At 35.4% G+C, this 14,167-nt stretch carries 16 protein-coding genes; 9 read left to right on the top strand and 7 right to left on the bottom strand.

All coding sequences use genetic code 11. The annotated features are described in order from the left end of the window. Positions 1 to 322 precede the first annotated feature (322 nt). From BJ095_RS16475 to BJ095_RS16440, 8 genes are all read left to right on the top strand, one after another. Positions 323 to 874: a hypothetical protein gene (locus BJ095_RS16475; protein ID WP_107935467.1), complete on the top strand. Its 552-nt coding sequence runs from the start codon at positions 323 to 325 to the stop codon at positions 872 to 874. Further along, the gene (locus BJ095_RS16470) at positions 871 to 1,812 is read left to right on the top strand and encodes an ABC transporter substrate-binding protein (protein ID WP_107935433.1); all 942 of its coding nucleotides are present in this window, start codon (positions 871 to 873) and stop codon (positions 1,810 to 1,812) included. The genes BJ095_RS16475 and BJ095_RS16470 overlap by 4 nt, the downstream gene beginning before the upstream one ends. Before the next feature lie 66 nt (positions 1,813 to 1,878). Then, positions 1,879 to 2,445: a bifunctional adenosylcobinamide kinase/adenosylcobinamide-phosphate guanylyltransferase gene (locus BJ095_RS16465; protein WP_107935434.1), complete on the top strand. Its 567-nt coding sequence runs from the start codon at positions 1,879 to 1,881 to the stop codon at positions 2,443 to 2,445. 2 nt (positions 2,446 to 2,447) lie between these two features. Beyond that, positions 2,448 to 3,230, top strand: a complete 783-nt coding sequence (gene cobS / locus BJ095_RS16460) for an adenosylcobinamide-GDP ribazoletransferase (RefSeq protein ID WP_248283780.1) — start codon at positions 2,448 to 2,450, stop codon at positions 3,228 to 3,230. Then, positions 3,203 to 3,802 carry a histidine phosphatase family protein gene (locus BJ095_RS16455; RefSeq protein WP_107935436.1) on the top strand — a complete coding sequence of 200 codons (600 nt, stop codon included), beginning with the start codon at positions 3,203 to 3,205 and terminating at the stop codon, positions 3,800 to 3,802. The genes cobS and BJ095_RS16455 overlap by 28 nt, the downstream gene beginning before the upstream one ends. Next, complete coding sequence (locus BJ095_RS16450) at positions 3,754 to 4,173, top strand: bifunctional adenosylcobinamide kinase/adenosylcobinamide-phosphate guanylyltransferase (protein ID WP_107935437.1); 420 nt, start codon at positions 3,754 to 3,756, stop codon at positions 4,171 to 4,173. The genes BJ095_RS16455 and BJ095_RS16450 overlap by 49 nt, the downstream gene beginning before the upstream one ends. Beyond that, entirely contained in the window at positions 4,174 to 4,668 is a 495-nt protein-coding gene (locus BJ095_RS16445) for an ECF transporter S component (RefSeq protein WP_107935438.1), read from the top strand. Then, on the top strand, positions 4,665 to 5,342 hold the full coding sequence (locus BJ095_RS16440; RefSeq protein WP_107935439.1) for a hypothetical protein: 678 nt from the start codon (positions 4,665 to 4,667) through the stop codon (positions 5,340 to 5,342). Before BJ095_RS16445 ends, BJ095_RS16440 begins: the two co-directional genes overlap by 4 nt. Before the next feature lie 67 nt (positions 5,343 to 5,409). Here the strand turns inward: BJ095_RS16440 and BJ095_RS16435 are convergent, their stop codons facing one another. Both BJ095_RS16435 and BJ095_RS16430 read right to left on the bottom strand, forming a co-directional pair. Further along, positions 5,410 to 6,021: a hypothetical protein gene (locus BJ095_RS16435; RefSeq protein WP_107935440.1), complete on the bottom strand. Its 612-nt coding sequence runs from the start codon at positions 6,019 to 6,021 to the stop codon at positions 5,410 to 5,412. 211 nt (positions 6,022 to 6,232) lie between these two features. Beyond that, a complete protein-coding gene (locus tag BJ095_RS16430) occupies positions 6,233 to 7,615 on the bottom strand; it encodes an L-cystine transporter (RefSeq protein ID WP_107935441.1) in 1,383 nt (460 codons plus the stop codon). A 265-nt stretch (positions 7,616 to 7,880) separates the two neighbouring features. Between BJ095_RS16430 and BJ095_RS16425 the strand changes: the two genes are divergently transcribed. Then, positions 7,881 to 8,531: an alpha/beta hydrolase gene (locus tag BJ095_RS16425; protein ID WP_107935442.1), complete on the top strand. Its 651-nt coding sequence runs from the start codon at positions 7,881 to 7,883 to the stop codon at positions 8,529 to 8,531. 36 nt (positions 8,532 to 8,567) lie between these two features. Here the strand turns inward: BJ095_RS16425 and BJ095_RS16420 are convergent, their stop codons facing one another. From BJ095_RS16420 to BJ095_RS16400, 5 genes are all read right to left on the bottom strand, one after another. Then, the gene (locus BJ095_RS16420) at positions 8,568 to 10,742 is read right to left on the bottom strand and encodes a sensor domain-containing phosphodiesterase (RefSeq protein WP_107935443.1); all 2,175 of its coding nucleotides are present in this window, start codon (positions 10,740 to 10,742) and stop codon (positions 8,568 to 8,570) included. A 596-nt stretch (positions 10,743 to 11,338) separates the two neighbouring features. Further along, a complete protein-coding gene (locus BJ095_RS16415; protein WP_107935444.1) occupies positions 11,339 to 11,917 on the bottom strand; it encodes a hypothetical protein in 579 nt (192 codons plus the stop codon). Between the two features lie 17 nt (positions 11,918 to 11,934). Then, a complete protein-coding gene (gene ispG, locus BJ095_RS16410) occupies positions 11,935 to 13,044 on the bottom strand; it encodes a flavodoxin-dependent (E)-4-hydroxy-3-methylbut-2-enyl-diphosphate synthase (RefSeq protein ID WP_107935445.1) in 1,110 nt (369 codons plus the stop codon). A gap of 110 nt (positions 13,045 to 13,154) precedes the next feature. Then, entirely contained in the window at positions 13,155 to 13,490 is a 336-nt protein-coding gene (locus BJ095_RS16405) for a hypothetical protein (RefSeq protein WP_107935446.1), read from the bottom strand. 49 nt (positions 13,491 to 13,539) lie between these two features. Continuing rightward, entirely contained in the window at positions 13,540 to 14,052 is a 513-nt protein-coding gene (locus BJ095_RS16400; RefSeq protein ID WP_107935447.1) for a DUF1189 family protein, read from the bottom strand. Positions 14,053 to 14,167 lie beyond the last annotated feature (115 nt).

Here is a 14,167-nt window from a genome sequence, read left to right as displayed (position 1 = left end):
CTAATTCCGCTCCAACATCTTTTTTCTCATTATAAACAAAAGTACCCTACAAGAAGGACTTTTTTTAAAGTGTCCATCTTATAGGGTACATTTTAAGGATGGGAAGGCTCTTTGAAATGCTATGCACAAGCCAGGAGACCTATCCTTTTCTGATCGTAACAAACCTCTTCGGAAATAAAGGGAATGTACGGCATAATTGAATGAATCTATTTGTATAAGTTTGTTCTGTAATCTTTTGCCATCCGTTATTTGGGTGGCTTTTTATATTCTCTGAAATCTGAATTGGTCATTCACTAATCAAAATTTCATGGAGGTGAGGATAATTCGAAAGGATATTCGCTATAGCTGCTATCCGTTTATGCGTGAAAAAGGAAGTTTGGTTGATTATGAAATTCGAACAGATTCACTTACAACTAGAGTCGGAGCGATTTTGCCAATGTTAAATACAGATGAAGCATGCAAAGATGTGTATGAGGATTTACAAGTCATCCAGCCACTATGCTATCATTTGAACGGCTCTGTACGTGGGAAATTGGCGATTTCACAGGAAGATTTACAATGGTTGAGTAGTCGCTATGATTATTATGTTGAAGAGGTAGGAGAAGTGATTAAGCAATTTTTATTGCCTCAAGGTAGTGAAGTGGGTTCCTTGCTTCATATCTGTCGTAGCGAAGCAAAAAAATCCTACCGTGCGCTACATAAAGTAAGCGAAGAACGTGATGTACCTGAAATATTGTTCGATTACTTGGGGTTACTTGCAAACGTATTTTTTGTAATGGCTGTCTATTCAAATCAAAAGCATGAAGTAAAGGAAATTCCATTTATAAGTAAATCTTACCCAACAAAGAAAAAAAGAAAAGAGGAAATACGATGAAAGCTATAAACAAAAAATGGCTAGCACCTCTAGCTATTTCATTATTATTAGTTGGTTGTTCAACTTCAGTTGAGCCAGCCAAAAAAGATGATGCGAGCACTACAGAAGAATCTGGTGCTTATACAGTGATTGATGATCGTGGAGTGGAAGTGACGTTTGAGGAAGTACCAAAAACAATCGTATCCTTACAACCAAGTAATACTGAAATTTTATTTGAATTAGGGGTAGGCGAGCAAATAATCGGTGCAACGGAATTTGATACATACCCTGAAGAAGCACTTGAAATTGAACGTATTTCAGATTCTATGACTATTAATACCGAAAGAGTAGTTGAATTGCAGCCTGACGTAATATTTGCATATACAGTTGGGGAAGAAACACATATCGAACAATTAGATAATGCTGGGCTGAAGGTATTTGTTATTCAAACTGCTTCAACTATCGAAGATGTTTATGGAGATATTGAGCAAATTGCAGAAGTATTAAAAGTTGAAGAAAAAGCAGATGAAATTGTTACTGGAATCGAAAATCAAATTGAAGCGGTTCAAGAAAAAACGGTCTCTCTAGATAAAAAGGAAAAAGTTTACTTTGAAATCTCGCCATCGCCTGATATTTGGTCAGTTGGCTCTGGTACTTTCCAGCAAGAGCTAATTGAAGCTGCTGGAGTTGAAAACATTTATGCCGATCAGCAAAGCTGGTTTGCAGTATCAGAAGAAGATTTAATTATTCGTAATCCAGAAGCGATTATAACTACTGTAAATTATAGTGAGGATCCAAAAGGCGAAATTTTAGCACGTGAAGGATGGTCAAATATTACGGCTGTTCAAAATGAAGAGGTTTATGAACTGAACGCTGATATCTTAGATCGTCCAGGACCACGAATCGGGGAAGCGATTGAACTAATTGCTTCAACCATTTATCCGGAAATTTTTAACTAAGTGAAATGTAAGGAGCAAATTCTTAAGTTGAATTTGCTCTTTTCGAATTTTAAGGAGAAGGTACAAATGAGTAAACTCATCTTTATAACTGGTGGCGTTCGAAGTGGTAAAAGTGCTTTCGCTGAGGATTATGCCAAGGAGCTCTATCAGAAATTTGAACGCAAAAATTTATATTATATAGCGTCAGGTGTTGCTTTTGATAGAGAAATGACTGAGCGTATCAAACGGCATCAGGCTGATCGTAAAAAGGCGGCTATCCAGTGGAAAACAATAGAAATTCAAGATGAAGTGGTGTTTAGTGAAGTAATTTATCCAGCTAATTCTGTAATTCTATGGGAGTGTATAACAACCTGGTTAAGTAATGTGTTATACAAAACAGAGCAGCTTGACAGTATCGAACGCATAATTGAAATCGAAAAGTATATTAAAACTTTAAAAAAACAGCTACTTCAATGGACCAAGGATGGCGCAATTGTAATACTTGTATCCAACGAAATTTTTGATGAGCAGAGTTCAACCTACTCAGAAGTGAATTACTATCGTTCTCTTTTAGGCATACTTCATCAATGGATTGTACATCACAGTGACGAGGCCTATGAAATGGATTATAGTAAGATTAAACGTTGGAAATAGAGGTGCTTATTTTGAAAAATAGCTTTATTGGATTCCTTTTATCCTTTCAGTTTTTCTCTTCATTGCCCATTCGAAAGCAATTGCCTATGAATCAGAAAACTGTAAGTGCAATGTATGCAATGCTACCAGCTTTAGGGATTTTAATGGGTGGTACGATTAGTGTCCTTTATTTAGTAAATGAACAATATCTACAACTTACGAATTTATTATTTGCTATATTAGTTGTTATTGCCGGTATTGTTATGACCGGGGGCTTACACTTAGATGGATGGATTGATATGGGAGATGCTTATTTCTCATATCAGGACAAAGCGCGTCGTCTTGAAATTTTGGAGGATCCTCGAGTGGGTGCCTTTGGTGCTATTAGTTTAGTAGTGTTGGTGTTATTAAAAATAGGCTTTGTTTTTGAACTACTACATAATGATTCAGAAGGGATCATTATATTTTTCATAGCTGTTCCTCTATTAAGTCGATTAGGACTACTAGTCTACTTTGTTACTACGCATACGATTAAAGAAAAAGGGTTAGCTGCTTACTTTAAATCGCAGGTTAACCCGCAGAAGATATGGACTGCATTCACTATATATACGCTTTTATTTGCTATAATTACATATTTCTACATAGGTATAGTTAGTTACGTATTAGTTACATGCCTACTAGTGTTTGTTACTTTATATCGTAAGTGGACAATTAAGAATTTTGGCGGGATGACTGGAGATTTAGCAGGAGCACTTAACGAAGTGCTGGAGGTGTTCCTATGGGGAATAATTGTATTGTTCATTTAATAAGGCATGAACAAACGGCTGCCAATATAAAAAGAAAATACATTGGCTGGACAGATGAATCAATACTTTCAAAAGAAAATTACTTTGACGTTCCGATAAGAGCAAATGTGGTTTATGGGAGTGATTTAAAGAGGTGTAAAGAAACAGCAGAGCTTTACTTTCCAGCTGCGACTTATTCAGCGAATTCACAACTGCGAGAATTGAATTTTGGAGATTTTGAAATGAAAACCTATGAGGAGCTTCAAGATATTTCGCAGTATCGGCAATGGATTGAGGATCCACAAAATAATACTCCTCCTAATGGCGAAGCCTATCAAGTATTTGTAAAGAGAGTACTTTCTTGTTTTCATCAAATTATTTCAGAGAATAAGGAATATACATTTATCGTTCACGGTGGTGTTATAAGAGCAATACTAGCAAGCTTTGCTCCTGTTGAAGAAGAGTTTCGAAAAATAAAAGCTTCTCACAGAATGATTTATACACTTAAGTGGTGTGATTTTTCATATGTAAGGGAGGGGAAACGATGCAGGTTATTATTGGAGGAGCCAATAATGGCAAAAGAAAATTTGTAAAACAACAATTAATGCAGCACCCATCTGGGAAAATTCATTTCTTCGAGGGTGAATTGCCAAAAAAAGATTCGTTCTCAACAGAGGACATCTTAGTCATAGGGAACTTTAAAAATATAATTCTTCCAAAAGTTCATTTAGATGAAGTGGTGATAGCAGAGGAAATTTTTAATAGACTTATTGAGTTGAATAAACAAGCACGTGTTATTTGTATTTGTACGGATATTGGCAGAGGTGTTGTACCCATGGAAAAGGAAGAAAGAAAATTGCGTGATGCCTGTGGTCGATTATATCAAAATCTCATTAGTGAAAGTGAAGATGTAATTCGAATTTGGTATGGGCTACCGGAAGTATTAAAGGGTGAGGGATTGTAGATGAGCACTTCAAAATTAAGGTTAATGATATTGACAGCTTTAGTTGCTGCGATTTGTGTGATAGGTAGCTTTATAAAGGTACCGGGAATCCTGACAACGGCCGCCCTGGATTCAGCACCAGCATTTATAAGCGTTGCTTTTTTACCTCCACTTTTTTCAGGTATCGCTGGAGCATTAGGACATTTAGCGACTGCCTTAACGTCAGGCTTTCCATCAGGACCATTCCATATCTTAATTGCCTTTGAAATGCTGATTGTCACAGCTGTATTTAATATTTTACATAAAAAAGGCTATAAAATTTTGAAGTGGATTTTTCTAATACTTGGTAATGGTGTCCTCGCAGCCATACCTTTTTATTTTCTTATCTCGCCAGCGTTTTTTATAGCTGCAGTTCCGAGCTTACTAATTGCAACAATCATTAATGCGCTAATTACGGCTATTGTGCTTCCTATAATGGGAAAAGTATTTAGTGAGGGGAAAGTGTCGAATCTATGAGAAATGCCGTTAAAATAGATGCTAGTACGGTTATAACAGTAGATAATTCAGGCTGTATTGGTGAAAAGGCTTTAGATGCTGTACATGTACCAAATGAATTAACAGCATACTATTCTGCGCGAGTTGTTTTGTTAGAGCAATGGTGTGCGGGTGCGGAGCCAACTAATATCTTCTTATCGAACTTTACTGGGGAGGTTGCCTGGAAGGATTATATTAAGGGAATTGAAAAGGCATTTGACGAGATTGGTTTAGCTGTACCGCCAATTAACGGATCAACTGAATCAAATTTTAATTCATTGCAATCGGGTATAAGTTTAGTAGTGGTTGGAAAAGTGCAATATGAGATATCTAAAGAAAACCTTCAATGGTTTGTAATTGGGAAGCCATTAGTCGGTCAAGAGGTAATTGAAGAAACTCAACATGTTGCAAAGCTAAATGAACTTTATAATTTAGTAAAATTAAAAATCGTAAAACAAATTTGGCCAGTTGGCTCGAAAGGGATATTAGCAGAACTGGAAAGAATCCTACCAGGAGGTAAATTTGAATGCTCATTAGATTTGGAGAAAACAAGTGGTCCAGCAACCGCAGTTATTGTAGGTATACCACAGATGGATCTAGGGGAGTTTGAAAAGCAAATTTCGACTTGCTATGAGCCGGTCAGAGTATTTATATAGACTTTATATAGAAGACAAACAAAGCCCAGTAGCCATTGCTACTGGGCTTGAAATCGTTATGGATTATCTATTTTTTGTCCTGACCGATTGAGGACAGGTATTGATCTACATATAAAAAATACGCCTTGTCACAATATTTTTTTATCATTTGTGAAAAAGACCCCTCACGTATTTCAAGAACAGCTGCTTTTACAAACTGTGATTGATCCTCAAGAAACGTTTGAATTTGCTCCTTTGTACCATCCAATGCATTGAAATATCTTTGATACCTTGCTCGCTGGATGATGTCCTGTAATTGGTACTTTTCCAGCACATTTAAAATCCATTCGTTTAAGCCAGTCGCTAAATATAATGAGGATAGATAAAATAATTCTGGTGTGGAATCATTTCTTTCTTTTAAATTTTGGAAATGGCTATCTTCCTTAAAGGCATTATGAATCAAAATATTCGCAGTATAATACAGTGAAGACTCGTCTGTTTTAATAATTAGGTCGTCATCATCCGGCAATAATAAAAGCCAAATATTAAAGGCCATAATCCAGCTATCCATTTTACTTAGAGCACCATTTTTTACAAGGTGGGAATAGTTGTCCATTTTAGCTGCCCATTGTTTAAAAGTGTCAACATGATGCGGTTCAATGTATAAAATACTGTTTTCTATAGTAATCTTCTCATACATCAATAAACACCTCTTATATTAGGATATCAGATTATGTATACAAATACCGATTATTTTAAGTTTAAGGAAATTATCTAATAATAACAATTGGAAAGTAAAGAAAGTCGATAAAATAAGTAAAAGATACCAGGAAAAGTATATAGACTAGATATTTATACGTAAACAGGTATAAAAATACTCCTTCTAATTCGTAAATTAGAAGGAGTGAGTATTACGATTCACCTAGTTCTTTCATTGTCGGATTATTATAGATAGTTTTATCTAGGTCACCTGTAATTCTTGCTGTCGTTACACCAGCTGTCATAGAACCACTTACATTTAAAGCGGTACGTCCCATATCAATTAATGGTTCAACAGAGATTAAAACACCTGCAAGGGCAACTGGTAAATCAAGTGCAGATAATACAATGATGGCAGCGAATGTGGCACCACCACCTACGCCTGCAACTCCAAAGGAACTAATTGCAACGATTACGATGACAGTAGCGATAAATCTAATATCTAGTGGATTAATACCAACAGTTGGTGCAATCATAACTGCTAACATGGCTGGGTAAACACCAGCACATCCATTCTGACCAATTGAAAGACCAAAGGAACCAGCGAAGTTTGCGATTCCATCAGGAACACCTAGTCGCTCTTCCTGTGTTTTAAGGTTTAATGGAAGTGTACCCGCACTAGATCTAGATGTGAATGCGAATAGTAATGTTTCACTTGCCTTTTTAACATACATTAACGGACTTAATCCTGTCAGAGAGATAATGATTAAGTGAATTAGGAAAACAGCGATTAACGCTACATAAGAAGCGATGACGAATTTCCCTAAGTTATAAATTGCTGCAAAATCACTTGTTGCAACAGTACGAGCCATGATTGCTAAAATTCCGTAAGGTGTAAGTCTTAATACGATTGTTACAACACCCATTACTAAGGAATAAATAGCATCAATACCTTTGTTAATCATTTTTGCAGTGTCTTCATTTTTACGTACAATTCTCAAGTATGAGAAGCCTAAAAAGGCTGCAAAAATTACAACTGCAATTGTTGAAGTAGAACGGGCTCCAGTTAAATCTAAGAATGGATTTGCTGGGAACAGCTCAATAATTTGTTCTGGTAACGATTTTACTTCAGCCGTTTTTTCTTCTAAAGAAGCACCTCGTTCAATCTCTGCATCGCCTTGCACTAATTGAGTGGCATCAAGGTCAAAGATAGTAGCGGATAGGATTCCTACTCCTGCAGAAACTGCTGTAGTACCAACAAGAATGAGTAGAATAAGACCGGCAATTTTCCCTAGATTATTACCAAGCTTCATTTTTGTAAAGGCTGCAAGTATTGATATGAATACCAACGGCATCGCAATCATTTGAAGAAGCTTTACATAGCCTGACCCAATAATGTTATACCACGGGACAGTATTTGTTACTACATCCGAAGTAGCTCCAAAAATTAATTGAAGAGCTAAACCTAAAAGAATACCTAAGCCTAATCCTGCAAAAACACGGTTGGAAAACTTAACATGCTTTTTATTTAAGAAGCGTAAGAATGCCATTAGTGCGATTAATACGGCGACATTAATTATAGTTATTATTGTCATATAGTTTCACCTCGAAAAGTAGTATACCAGATTTATAAAATATATTGGAGTAAAATGTTTATTTTTTTGATAGGAATTGTATGTTTTAAAAGTTATTAAAGAAAAAGCTGCACTTTTCTCTCGACCTATTTTGCTCTAGTTATGTGTTTCTAATGCATTTAAGAAGAAAATCCATCTAGAAGGACTACAATTGTAAACATTTTCTTTAAATTTTGTTACAATACAAGTTATTCAAGGCTTGAAGCATTAGAAAGGAATTAAAAACATGAAATCACCTTATACGTTTAAGCATATCCCACCAACAAATATTAGCGGTGAACTTCAAGGAGCTATTTTTTTATTTCATGGCTTAGGAAGTAATGAAGAGGATTTACTGCAGTTGGTAGAGGAATTTAAAGGACAATGTCATATCTTTAGTTTAAGAGGACCAATCACACACGCACCTGGTTTTGCTTTTTATACCTTTGAAGAAGAAGGAAAACCTACAAGAGAAGTTTTTGACAAAGTAATTACCTTCAGCCAAAGCTTCATATTAGAAGCAATCGAGGAATTCAATATAGATATCAATAAAATCTTTTTAGTTGGATTTAATCAAGGGGCGGCAGTTGTAGAAACGCTTACTTTAACTCTCGGGAATCTGATTACAGCTACTGTTGCACTTAGTGGTTATTTACCGGAATTCGTTATGAATGAATACAAAAAAGCACCTGTAGATCGAACAAAAATCTTTATTTCCCATGGTGAATATGACTATGACTTCCCAATTCAGTGGGGAGAAGCTAGTAAAAATTATTTTGAAGAGCTGGAAGTACAAGTTACATTTAAAACATATCCAGACGGACATGGCGTTACTCCAGAAAATTTAAAGGATATGGTTGCTTTCATAGCTGAAAATCTAGTAGATAAAGTAAATTAGAAAAACGCCTATACAGAGGTTTCTGTGTAGGCGTTCTTATTTTTCACTTATCGAATCAAGCAAATTTTGTGCTTCTTCAAGTGGCATTGGTTTATGGAAGTAAAATCCTTGTCCAGATTTACAGCCGATTTTCTGTAGTATTGAATATTGCTCAGAGGTCTCTATACCTTCAGCTACAACATGCATTCTTAACTTGTCTGCGAGCTGTACAATCGTTTGCACAACTGCATGCATATCACTATTCTCGATATCGTTTATAAAGCTACGGTCTATTTTAATCTCAGAGAAAGGCAGCTGCTGTAAATAGCTTAAGCTTGAGAAGCCTACACCAAAATCATCAATCGAGCTTTCGTAGCCCAATTTTTTTAACTCCAATAGAATTTCCTTAGCCTTAACAAAGTCAAATAACTCCACACTTTCAGTTACTTCAATTTTAATATAATGCGGTGAAATATGATATTCCGCCACAAGAGAGAGGAAATCATTTATAAAGGATTCACTATAAAAATGGACAGGTGAAATATTGACAGCAATCGGTATCATCTTTAAGCCGTTAGTTTGCCGATGGTTTTGGAAAATTAAAACCTTGCGTAAAATTAAATTGTCTATCTCATTTATTTTGCCGCTTTTTTCGGCTATAGGAATAAATTCGGCAGGGGAGACATTGCCCAATACTGGTGAATTCCATCTAGCCAAAGCCTCAAAGCCTTCGATTTCATTTGTCAAAAGATTGATTTTAGGCTGCAGGTAAACTGTCAATTCCTTATTTTTAATGCCAAATTGTAATTGATTCAAGATATTGAGCTCTCTTTGAATCATTTCATCTGTTCCCATTTCAAAATAAGAAAATGGCGTATTCTGAAGACGAGACTTCGTTAATGCAGTATCTGCTCGGCGAATACTTTCATCGATTGTTAAAAACTCATTAAAGTGTGAGACACCTATTTTCAAGGTGATGAAAATTTCTCTTTCTGCAATTGTAAATGGAACGGCTGTTATTTGTAAGATTTGCTTTATGAATTGTGTCAAATGATCTTTATGCGATTGTTTTACACCAATCATAAAGGAAGAAGTAGAAAATCTGCCGTACACAAATTCTTCCTTTAAATCTTTTATGGAGAGGAAGCGATCAACCATTTGACCGATTAATTCATCCCCAAATTTTCTACCATATAAATCAACAATGCTAGAATATTCATTTGGTTGAATTAGAAGAAGCGAGCCAGTCACTTTTTCATCCATCCACGTAACTAAGCTCGTGTAGAAGCTATTGTAGTTTGGCATTCCTGTGCTCATATCAAAGAAGGCTAACTTTTTTAGCTCCTGTTTTTGTTTCACGTATTTCATTGAGAGAGCAACAATTGGAGAAAGCTTTTTTAAGAAATCTATATCTGCCTGTCTAAGCTGCATTTCTCCTTTTATGTATATTGAGAAATAGCCAAGTAATACTTTTTCGTTTGTGAATATCGGCTTTGACCAACAAGAATTTAAATTATACTTTTTAATAAGCTTGCTTGATTTGTTGTTTTTAATAGTTAAATCATTGATGTAAACAACGCTTTCGTTATATCCAGTTGTGGAGCCACCGATTTCAAGGTGATTCATCGCCTTTATCAAGGAAAGCGGAAGGGAGCCACTAGCAATCGCTTCTAAATTCTGCTCTTGATTTACAACATGGATGCCGCAGAAAATATCACGTATATAATATTTTTCTACTTTTTCTGTTATTAACTGCAAGATATTTTTAAAATCGCCATTTTCTTCTAAATCTATATATACCTCGTGCTCGAGCTTCGAAAGCATTTTACTTAACATTTGCTCGGTAATATCCTTGCAATGAACTAATGCGTATGAGGCTATGCCATCACGATCTTTTATGGGTTGGCAGGTTACATGATTCCAAAAGGCGCTACCATCCTTTTGATAATGTAAGATATTTTTTTCGAAGGGGCTTTTTTTCTTAATACTACAAAACAGCTCCCCAATATGATCCATACTCGTTTTTATACCAGTTAATGAGTTGAAATTTTTTCCAATCAATTCATCTTGTAAATAACCAGTTAACGCTGTAAATGCCTGATTAATATAGACAAAGGGAAAATCACTTTTTTCTAAGCTGATAATGCCGATACCAATATGAAATTGCTCACTAATATTACAAAGAAATGGGAATAACTCATCCTTTGTGAGGGGCATTTTCGTATTATACATGCTAGTTCCCCCGATACAATAAATTGTTTAAAAAAAGTATAACAAAATAAAGAACATTATAGCAGTGTTATTTTTGAATAGTTCTAAAAATTTCGTGTATTGAATAGCGGAAGGATTATTTTATTGCATTGAAAGGGTGATAAACGCTGTTTAAAGCACGATCATAGTTATTTACTGACCTTGAAAGGTATTCTAATTGAAAAGGGATTTATATGGTAATTTTATGTAATTTCTCTAATTTTTCATATTCTAACCTTTATTTACGTAAAATAGTTTCAAGTATTAATCGTTGAAAAATACCAACCAATTTAACTACCATACTGATTTTATTTCAAGCAGGAATATTTTATATGTAAGTTTGATCGCAAAATTTTAACTGAATATTTGCGAGAAGCTACTGTTGTCCAAAAAGAAACGAAGGGAAGTATGGATGAATATTGAGGATACTGTGTTAGAGAAATTAGGGGTCTATTTTGTATATCATGATATTTATAATCGTTATGGGATTCATTTTGAAACATTCGTAGATAGGTGGAAGCGGGGGATTTTAGAATTATAAAAGCAGGCAACAATGTCATTACATGTTGCCTGCTCTACTAGAAGTTTTTTGAAATCCAGAGATTTGCTTCTGTCCAGTTATTAATTCGTATGACATTTTTTGGAATCGATTTTCGATTATATGGCGTATCAAATAATAATACTGGAATATTCAATTCCTCTGCAAGTATTACTGCATTATCGTGTTTGTCCTCAAAGAAGACGTCTACTTTGTGCTTTTTTGCCACAGCTAGCTTATCGTGGCTTCCGATTAACTCAATATGATGGAAGGGGACTTTGTTATTCTTAAACCATTCCTGAGTGATTTCGAATACACTTGTATCACGGGCAGATATATAAATGAGTTCAAAGGTATGCTGCCATGCTTCTAAAATGGTCTGTGCATCCTGTGCGATGGCACTAACTGAATACATATAAGCTTCGTTTTCCTTAAACCATTTTGCAAACTCATTGCGGTCTACTGGATGGGGAAAAGCACTTAAAAAATCATATTCTATGACATCATTTAATACAATGTTGGTTTTGTAGCGTTCATTAATATGAGGGATCAGTGTGTCAGGTGTTGTCACTGTTCCATCTATATCAATCCCGAAACGCGGTTTTTGCTTGGACGTCATAAAATACCTCCTAGCTTCTATTGGACTTGTGCTTCGTTCTTTTCTCGTTCTGCAACCATTTCGGCAGCTAATTTATCAATTTCTTTTTTCAGTTCCTCTACCATTGTTGCCTCAGGTACTTTACGAACTGTTTTACCTTTCATAAATAGAAGGCCTTCTCCACGAGCACCAGCAATACCGATATCTGCTTCACGCGCTTCTCCAGGACCATTTACTGCACATCCAAGTACAGCAACCTTTAAAGGTACATTTAACTTTGAAATATATTCTTCTACTTCGTTTGCAATCGAAATAAGGTCAATCTCTATGCGGCCACATGTCGGGCAAGAGATTAGAGTAGCCATATTGGAAGCTAGACCAAAGGATTTAAGTAATTCACGAGCAACCTTAACTTCTTCAACTGGATCGGCAGATAAAGAAATACGTAAAGTGTTCCCGATACCTTTTGATAGAATTGCTCCAAGACCTGCAGCTGATTTAACTGTCCCTGCAAAAAGAGTTCCTGATTCAGTAATCCCTAAGTGTAATGGGTAGTCAAATGCTTGAGCTGCTTTTTCGTATGCTTCAATCGCAAGGTTTACATCAGAAGCCTTCATCGAAACGATAATATCGTGGAAATCTAAGTCTTCTAAGATTTTAATATGATGTAATGCAGATTCAACCATACCTTCTGCAGTAGGGTAGCCGTATTTTTCTAAAATATGACGTTCCAACGAACCAGCGTTTACTCCAATACGGATTGGGATACCTTTAGCTTTTGCTGCATTAACTACAGCTTCTACTTTTTCACGACGACCGATATTTCCTGGGTTGATACGTACTTTATCAATTCCATTTTCAATCGCCTTTAGAGCAAGCTTATAATCAAAATGAATATCCGCTACTAACGGTATATTAATACGTTTTTTAATATCAGCAATTGCATTAGCAGCACGCTCGTCTGGAACTGCTACACGTACAATCTGACAACCTGCTTCTTCTAAGCGTAGAATTTCTGCGACTGTCGCTTCTACGTCATGTGTTTTTGTTGTACACATACTTTGGATGAATAGTTCATTACTACCACCAATCGTTAAATTACCTACACGTACAGGACGTGTTTTTGAACGGTGAATAAGTTCACTCATGAAGATTCTCTCCTTTTAGAGGTACGTATCTTAATCTGCTCGCACCACACTTCTATTATTTTATCAGTGTAGTGAACGATGGACAAGGAAGAAACGTTACTTTTTAATTATCAGCAATTATTTTCTATTTTATCATAGATTGGTATTTTAATAAGCTCACCTGTTACCATAGCTTGTTTTTGTAAATGGGGATTCAATTTATAGAATTGTGCCATTTTTTCTGGATATGAAATTTCAACCTCAGATGGATAAGCGGCAAGCAAGCTCTGAACCGTATCACCAGCAGTAGTTACTACCGAAAGTGTTTTAATGGAAATTTGTTGCTCACAGGCTTCGACAACATTTTCTTTGTCGAATGCTGCAAGAGGCACAGTACCTTCAGTTAAATCTATTTTAATCACAGCTGCTATAATAAAAAATACAACCGTAAAAATAAGAAATCTCATAAAAAATCCCTCCTTTCTTCCACTATATGAAGAGAAGGAGGATTCATGACTATTTTTTTCTTGGTATTTTTGGATATTTAGTTGAAGCTAAGATTAATATAGAAATAGTAATTAGTATCCCTGGTAAATTAGAGAAGATGCTAGTTATATTTAGTATGGAAAAAAGTACAGTTAATAGTGTAGACCATGTGATTGCCAATGCGGCAGTACGCCACATATGTCTGTATTCTCCTCTACGGTGCATGAGCTTTAGTAGAACCACACCAACATAAGCATAGACACTAATTATTAGAAATAGAAGAATCGTTGAACTTAATGTTAATAGAACTAAAGCAAATGGATAAAGAAGCCATTGTATATCTTTCACATATTCTGTTAAACCTTGAATATTGAATGAAGTCTCTGTAACCCCTGTTAAAAATTGAATATAAGGGTAGATTGTTAAAATAGCGATTAATAGGAATACATATTGAATCGTCTTTCCAATCGTTAATAATCTATAGGCTGCCAATTTTTTAGGATGAATAAGACTATCTATAAAAATTTGTTTGTGTTTAACCATAATTTCTCCTCCAACAGAGAGTTTAACATGAATTTTATAGTTCTATAAAGCTAGAAGTTACAAATTTAATAGAATCAAATATATTTTCAACAATTGAAACCTTTTCGGTTTGGTC

Source organism: Ureibacillus chungkukjangi, from assembly GCF_003217295.1.
GTDB lineage: Bacteria > Bacillota > Bacilli > Bacillales_A > Planococcaceae > Ureibacillus > Ureibacillus chungkukjangi.
Note: the sequence above shows the minus strand (reverse complement) of the source record. Positions and strands in the feature narration are given on the sequence as shown.

Coding starts and splice junctions, on each gene's coding strand:
- BJ095_RS16440 (WP_107935439.1), top strand. CDS start 4,665: ATGAGAAATGCCGTTAAAATAGATGCTAGTACGGTTATAACAGTAGAT.
- BJ095_RS16455 (WP_107935436.1), top strand. CDS start 3,203: ATGGGGAATAATTGTATTGTTCATTTAATAAGGCATGAACAAACGGCT.
- BJ095_RS16450 (WP_107935437.1), top strand. CDS start 3,754: ATGCAGGTTATTATTGGAGGAGCCAATAATGGCAAAAGAAAATTTGTA.
- BJ095_RS16430 (WP_107935441.1), bottom strand. CDS start 7,615: ATGACAATAATAACTATAATTAATGTCGCCGTATTAATCGCACTAATG.
- BJ095_RS16470 (WP_107935433.1), top strand. CDS start 871: ATGAAAGCTATAAACAAAAAATGGCTAGCACCTCTAGCTATTTCATTA.
- BJ095_RS16445 (WP_107935438.1), top strand. CDS start 4,174: ATGAGCACTTCAAAATTAAGGTTAATGATATTGACAGCTTTAGTTGCT.
- ispG (WP_107935445.1), bottom strand. CDS start 13,044: ATGAGTGAACTTATTCACCGTTCAAAAACACGTCCTGTACGTGTAGGT.
- BJ095_RS16405 (WP_107935446.1), bottom strand. CDS start 13,490: ATGAGATTTCTTATTTTTACGGTTGTATTTTTTATTATAGCAGCTGTG.
- BJ095_RS16465 (WP_107935434.1), top strand. CDS start 1,879: ATGAGTAAACTCATCTTTATAACTGGTGGCGTTCGAAGTGGTAAAAGT.
- BJ095_RS16400 (WP_107935447.1), bottom strand. CDS start 14,052: ATGGTTAAACACAAACAAATTTTTATAGATAGTCTTATTCATCCTAAA.
- BJ095_RS16425 (WP_107935442.1), top strand. CDS start 7,881: ATGAAATCACCTTATACGTTTAAGCATATCCCACCAACAAATATTAGC.
- BJ095_RS16420 (WP_107935443.1), bottom strand. CDS start 10,742: ATGTATAATACGAAAATGCCCCTCACAAAGGATGAGTTATTCCCATTT.
- BJ095_RS16415 (WP_107935444.1), bottom strand. CDS start 11,917: ATGACGTCCAAGCAAAAACCGCGTTTCGGGATTGATATAGATGGAACA.
- BJ095_RS16435 (WP_107935440.1), bottom strand. CDS start 6,021: ATGTATGAGAAGATTACTATAGAAAACAGTATTTTATACATTGAACCG.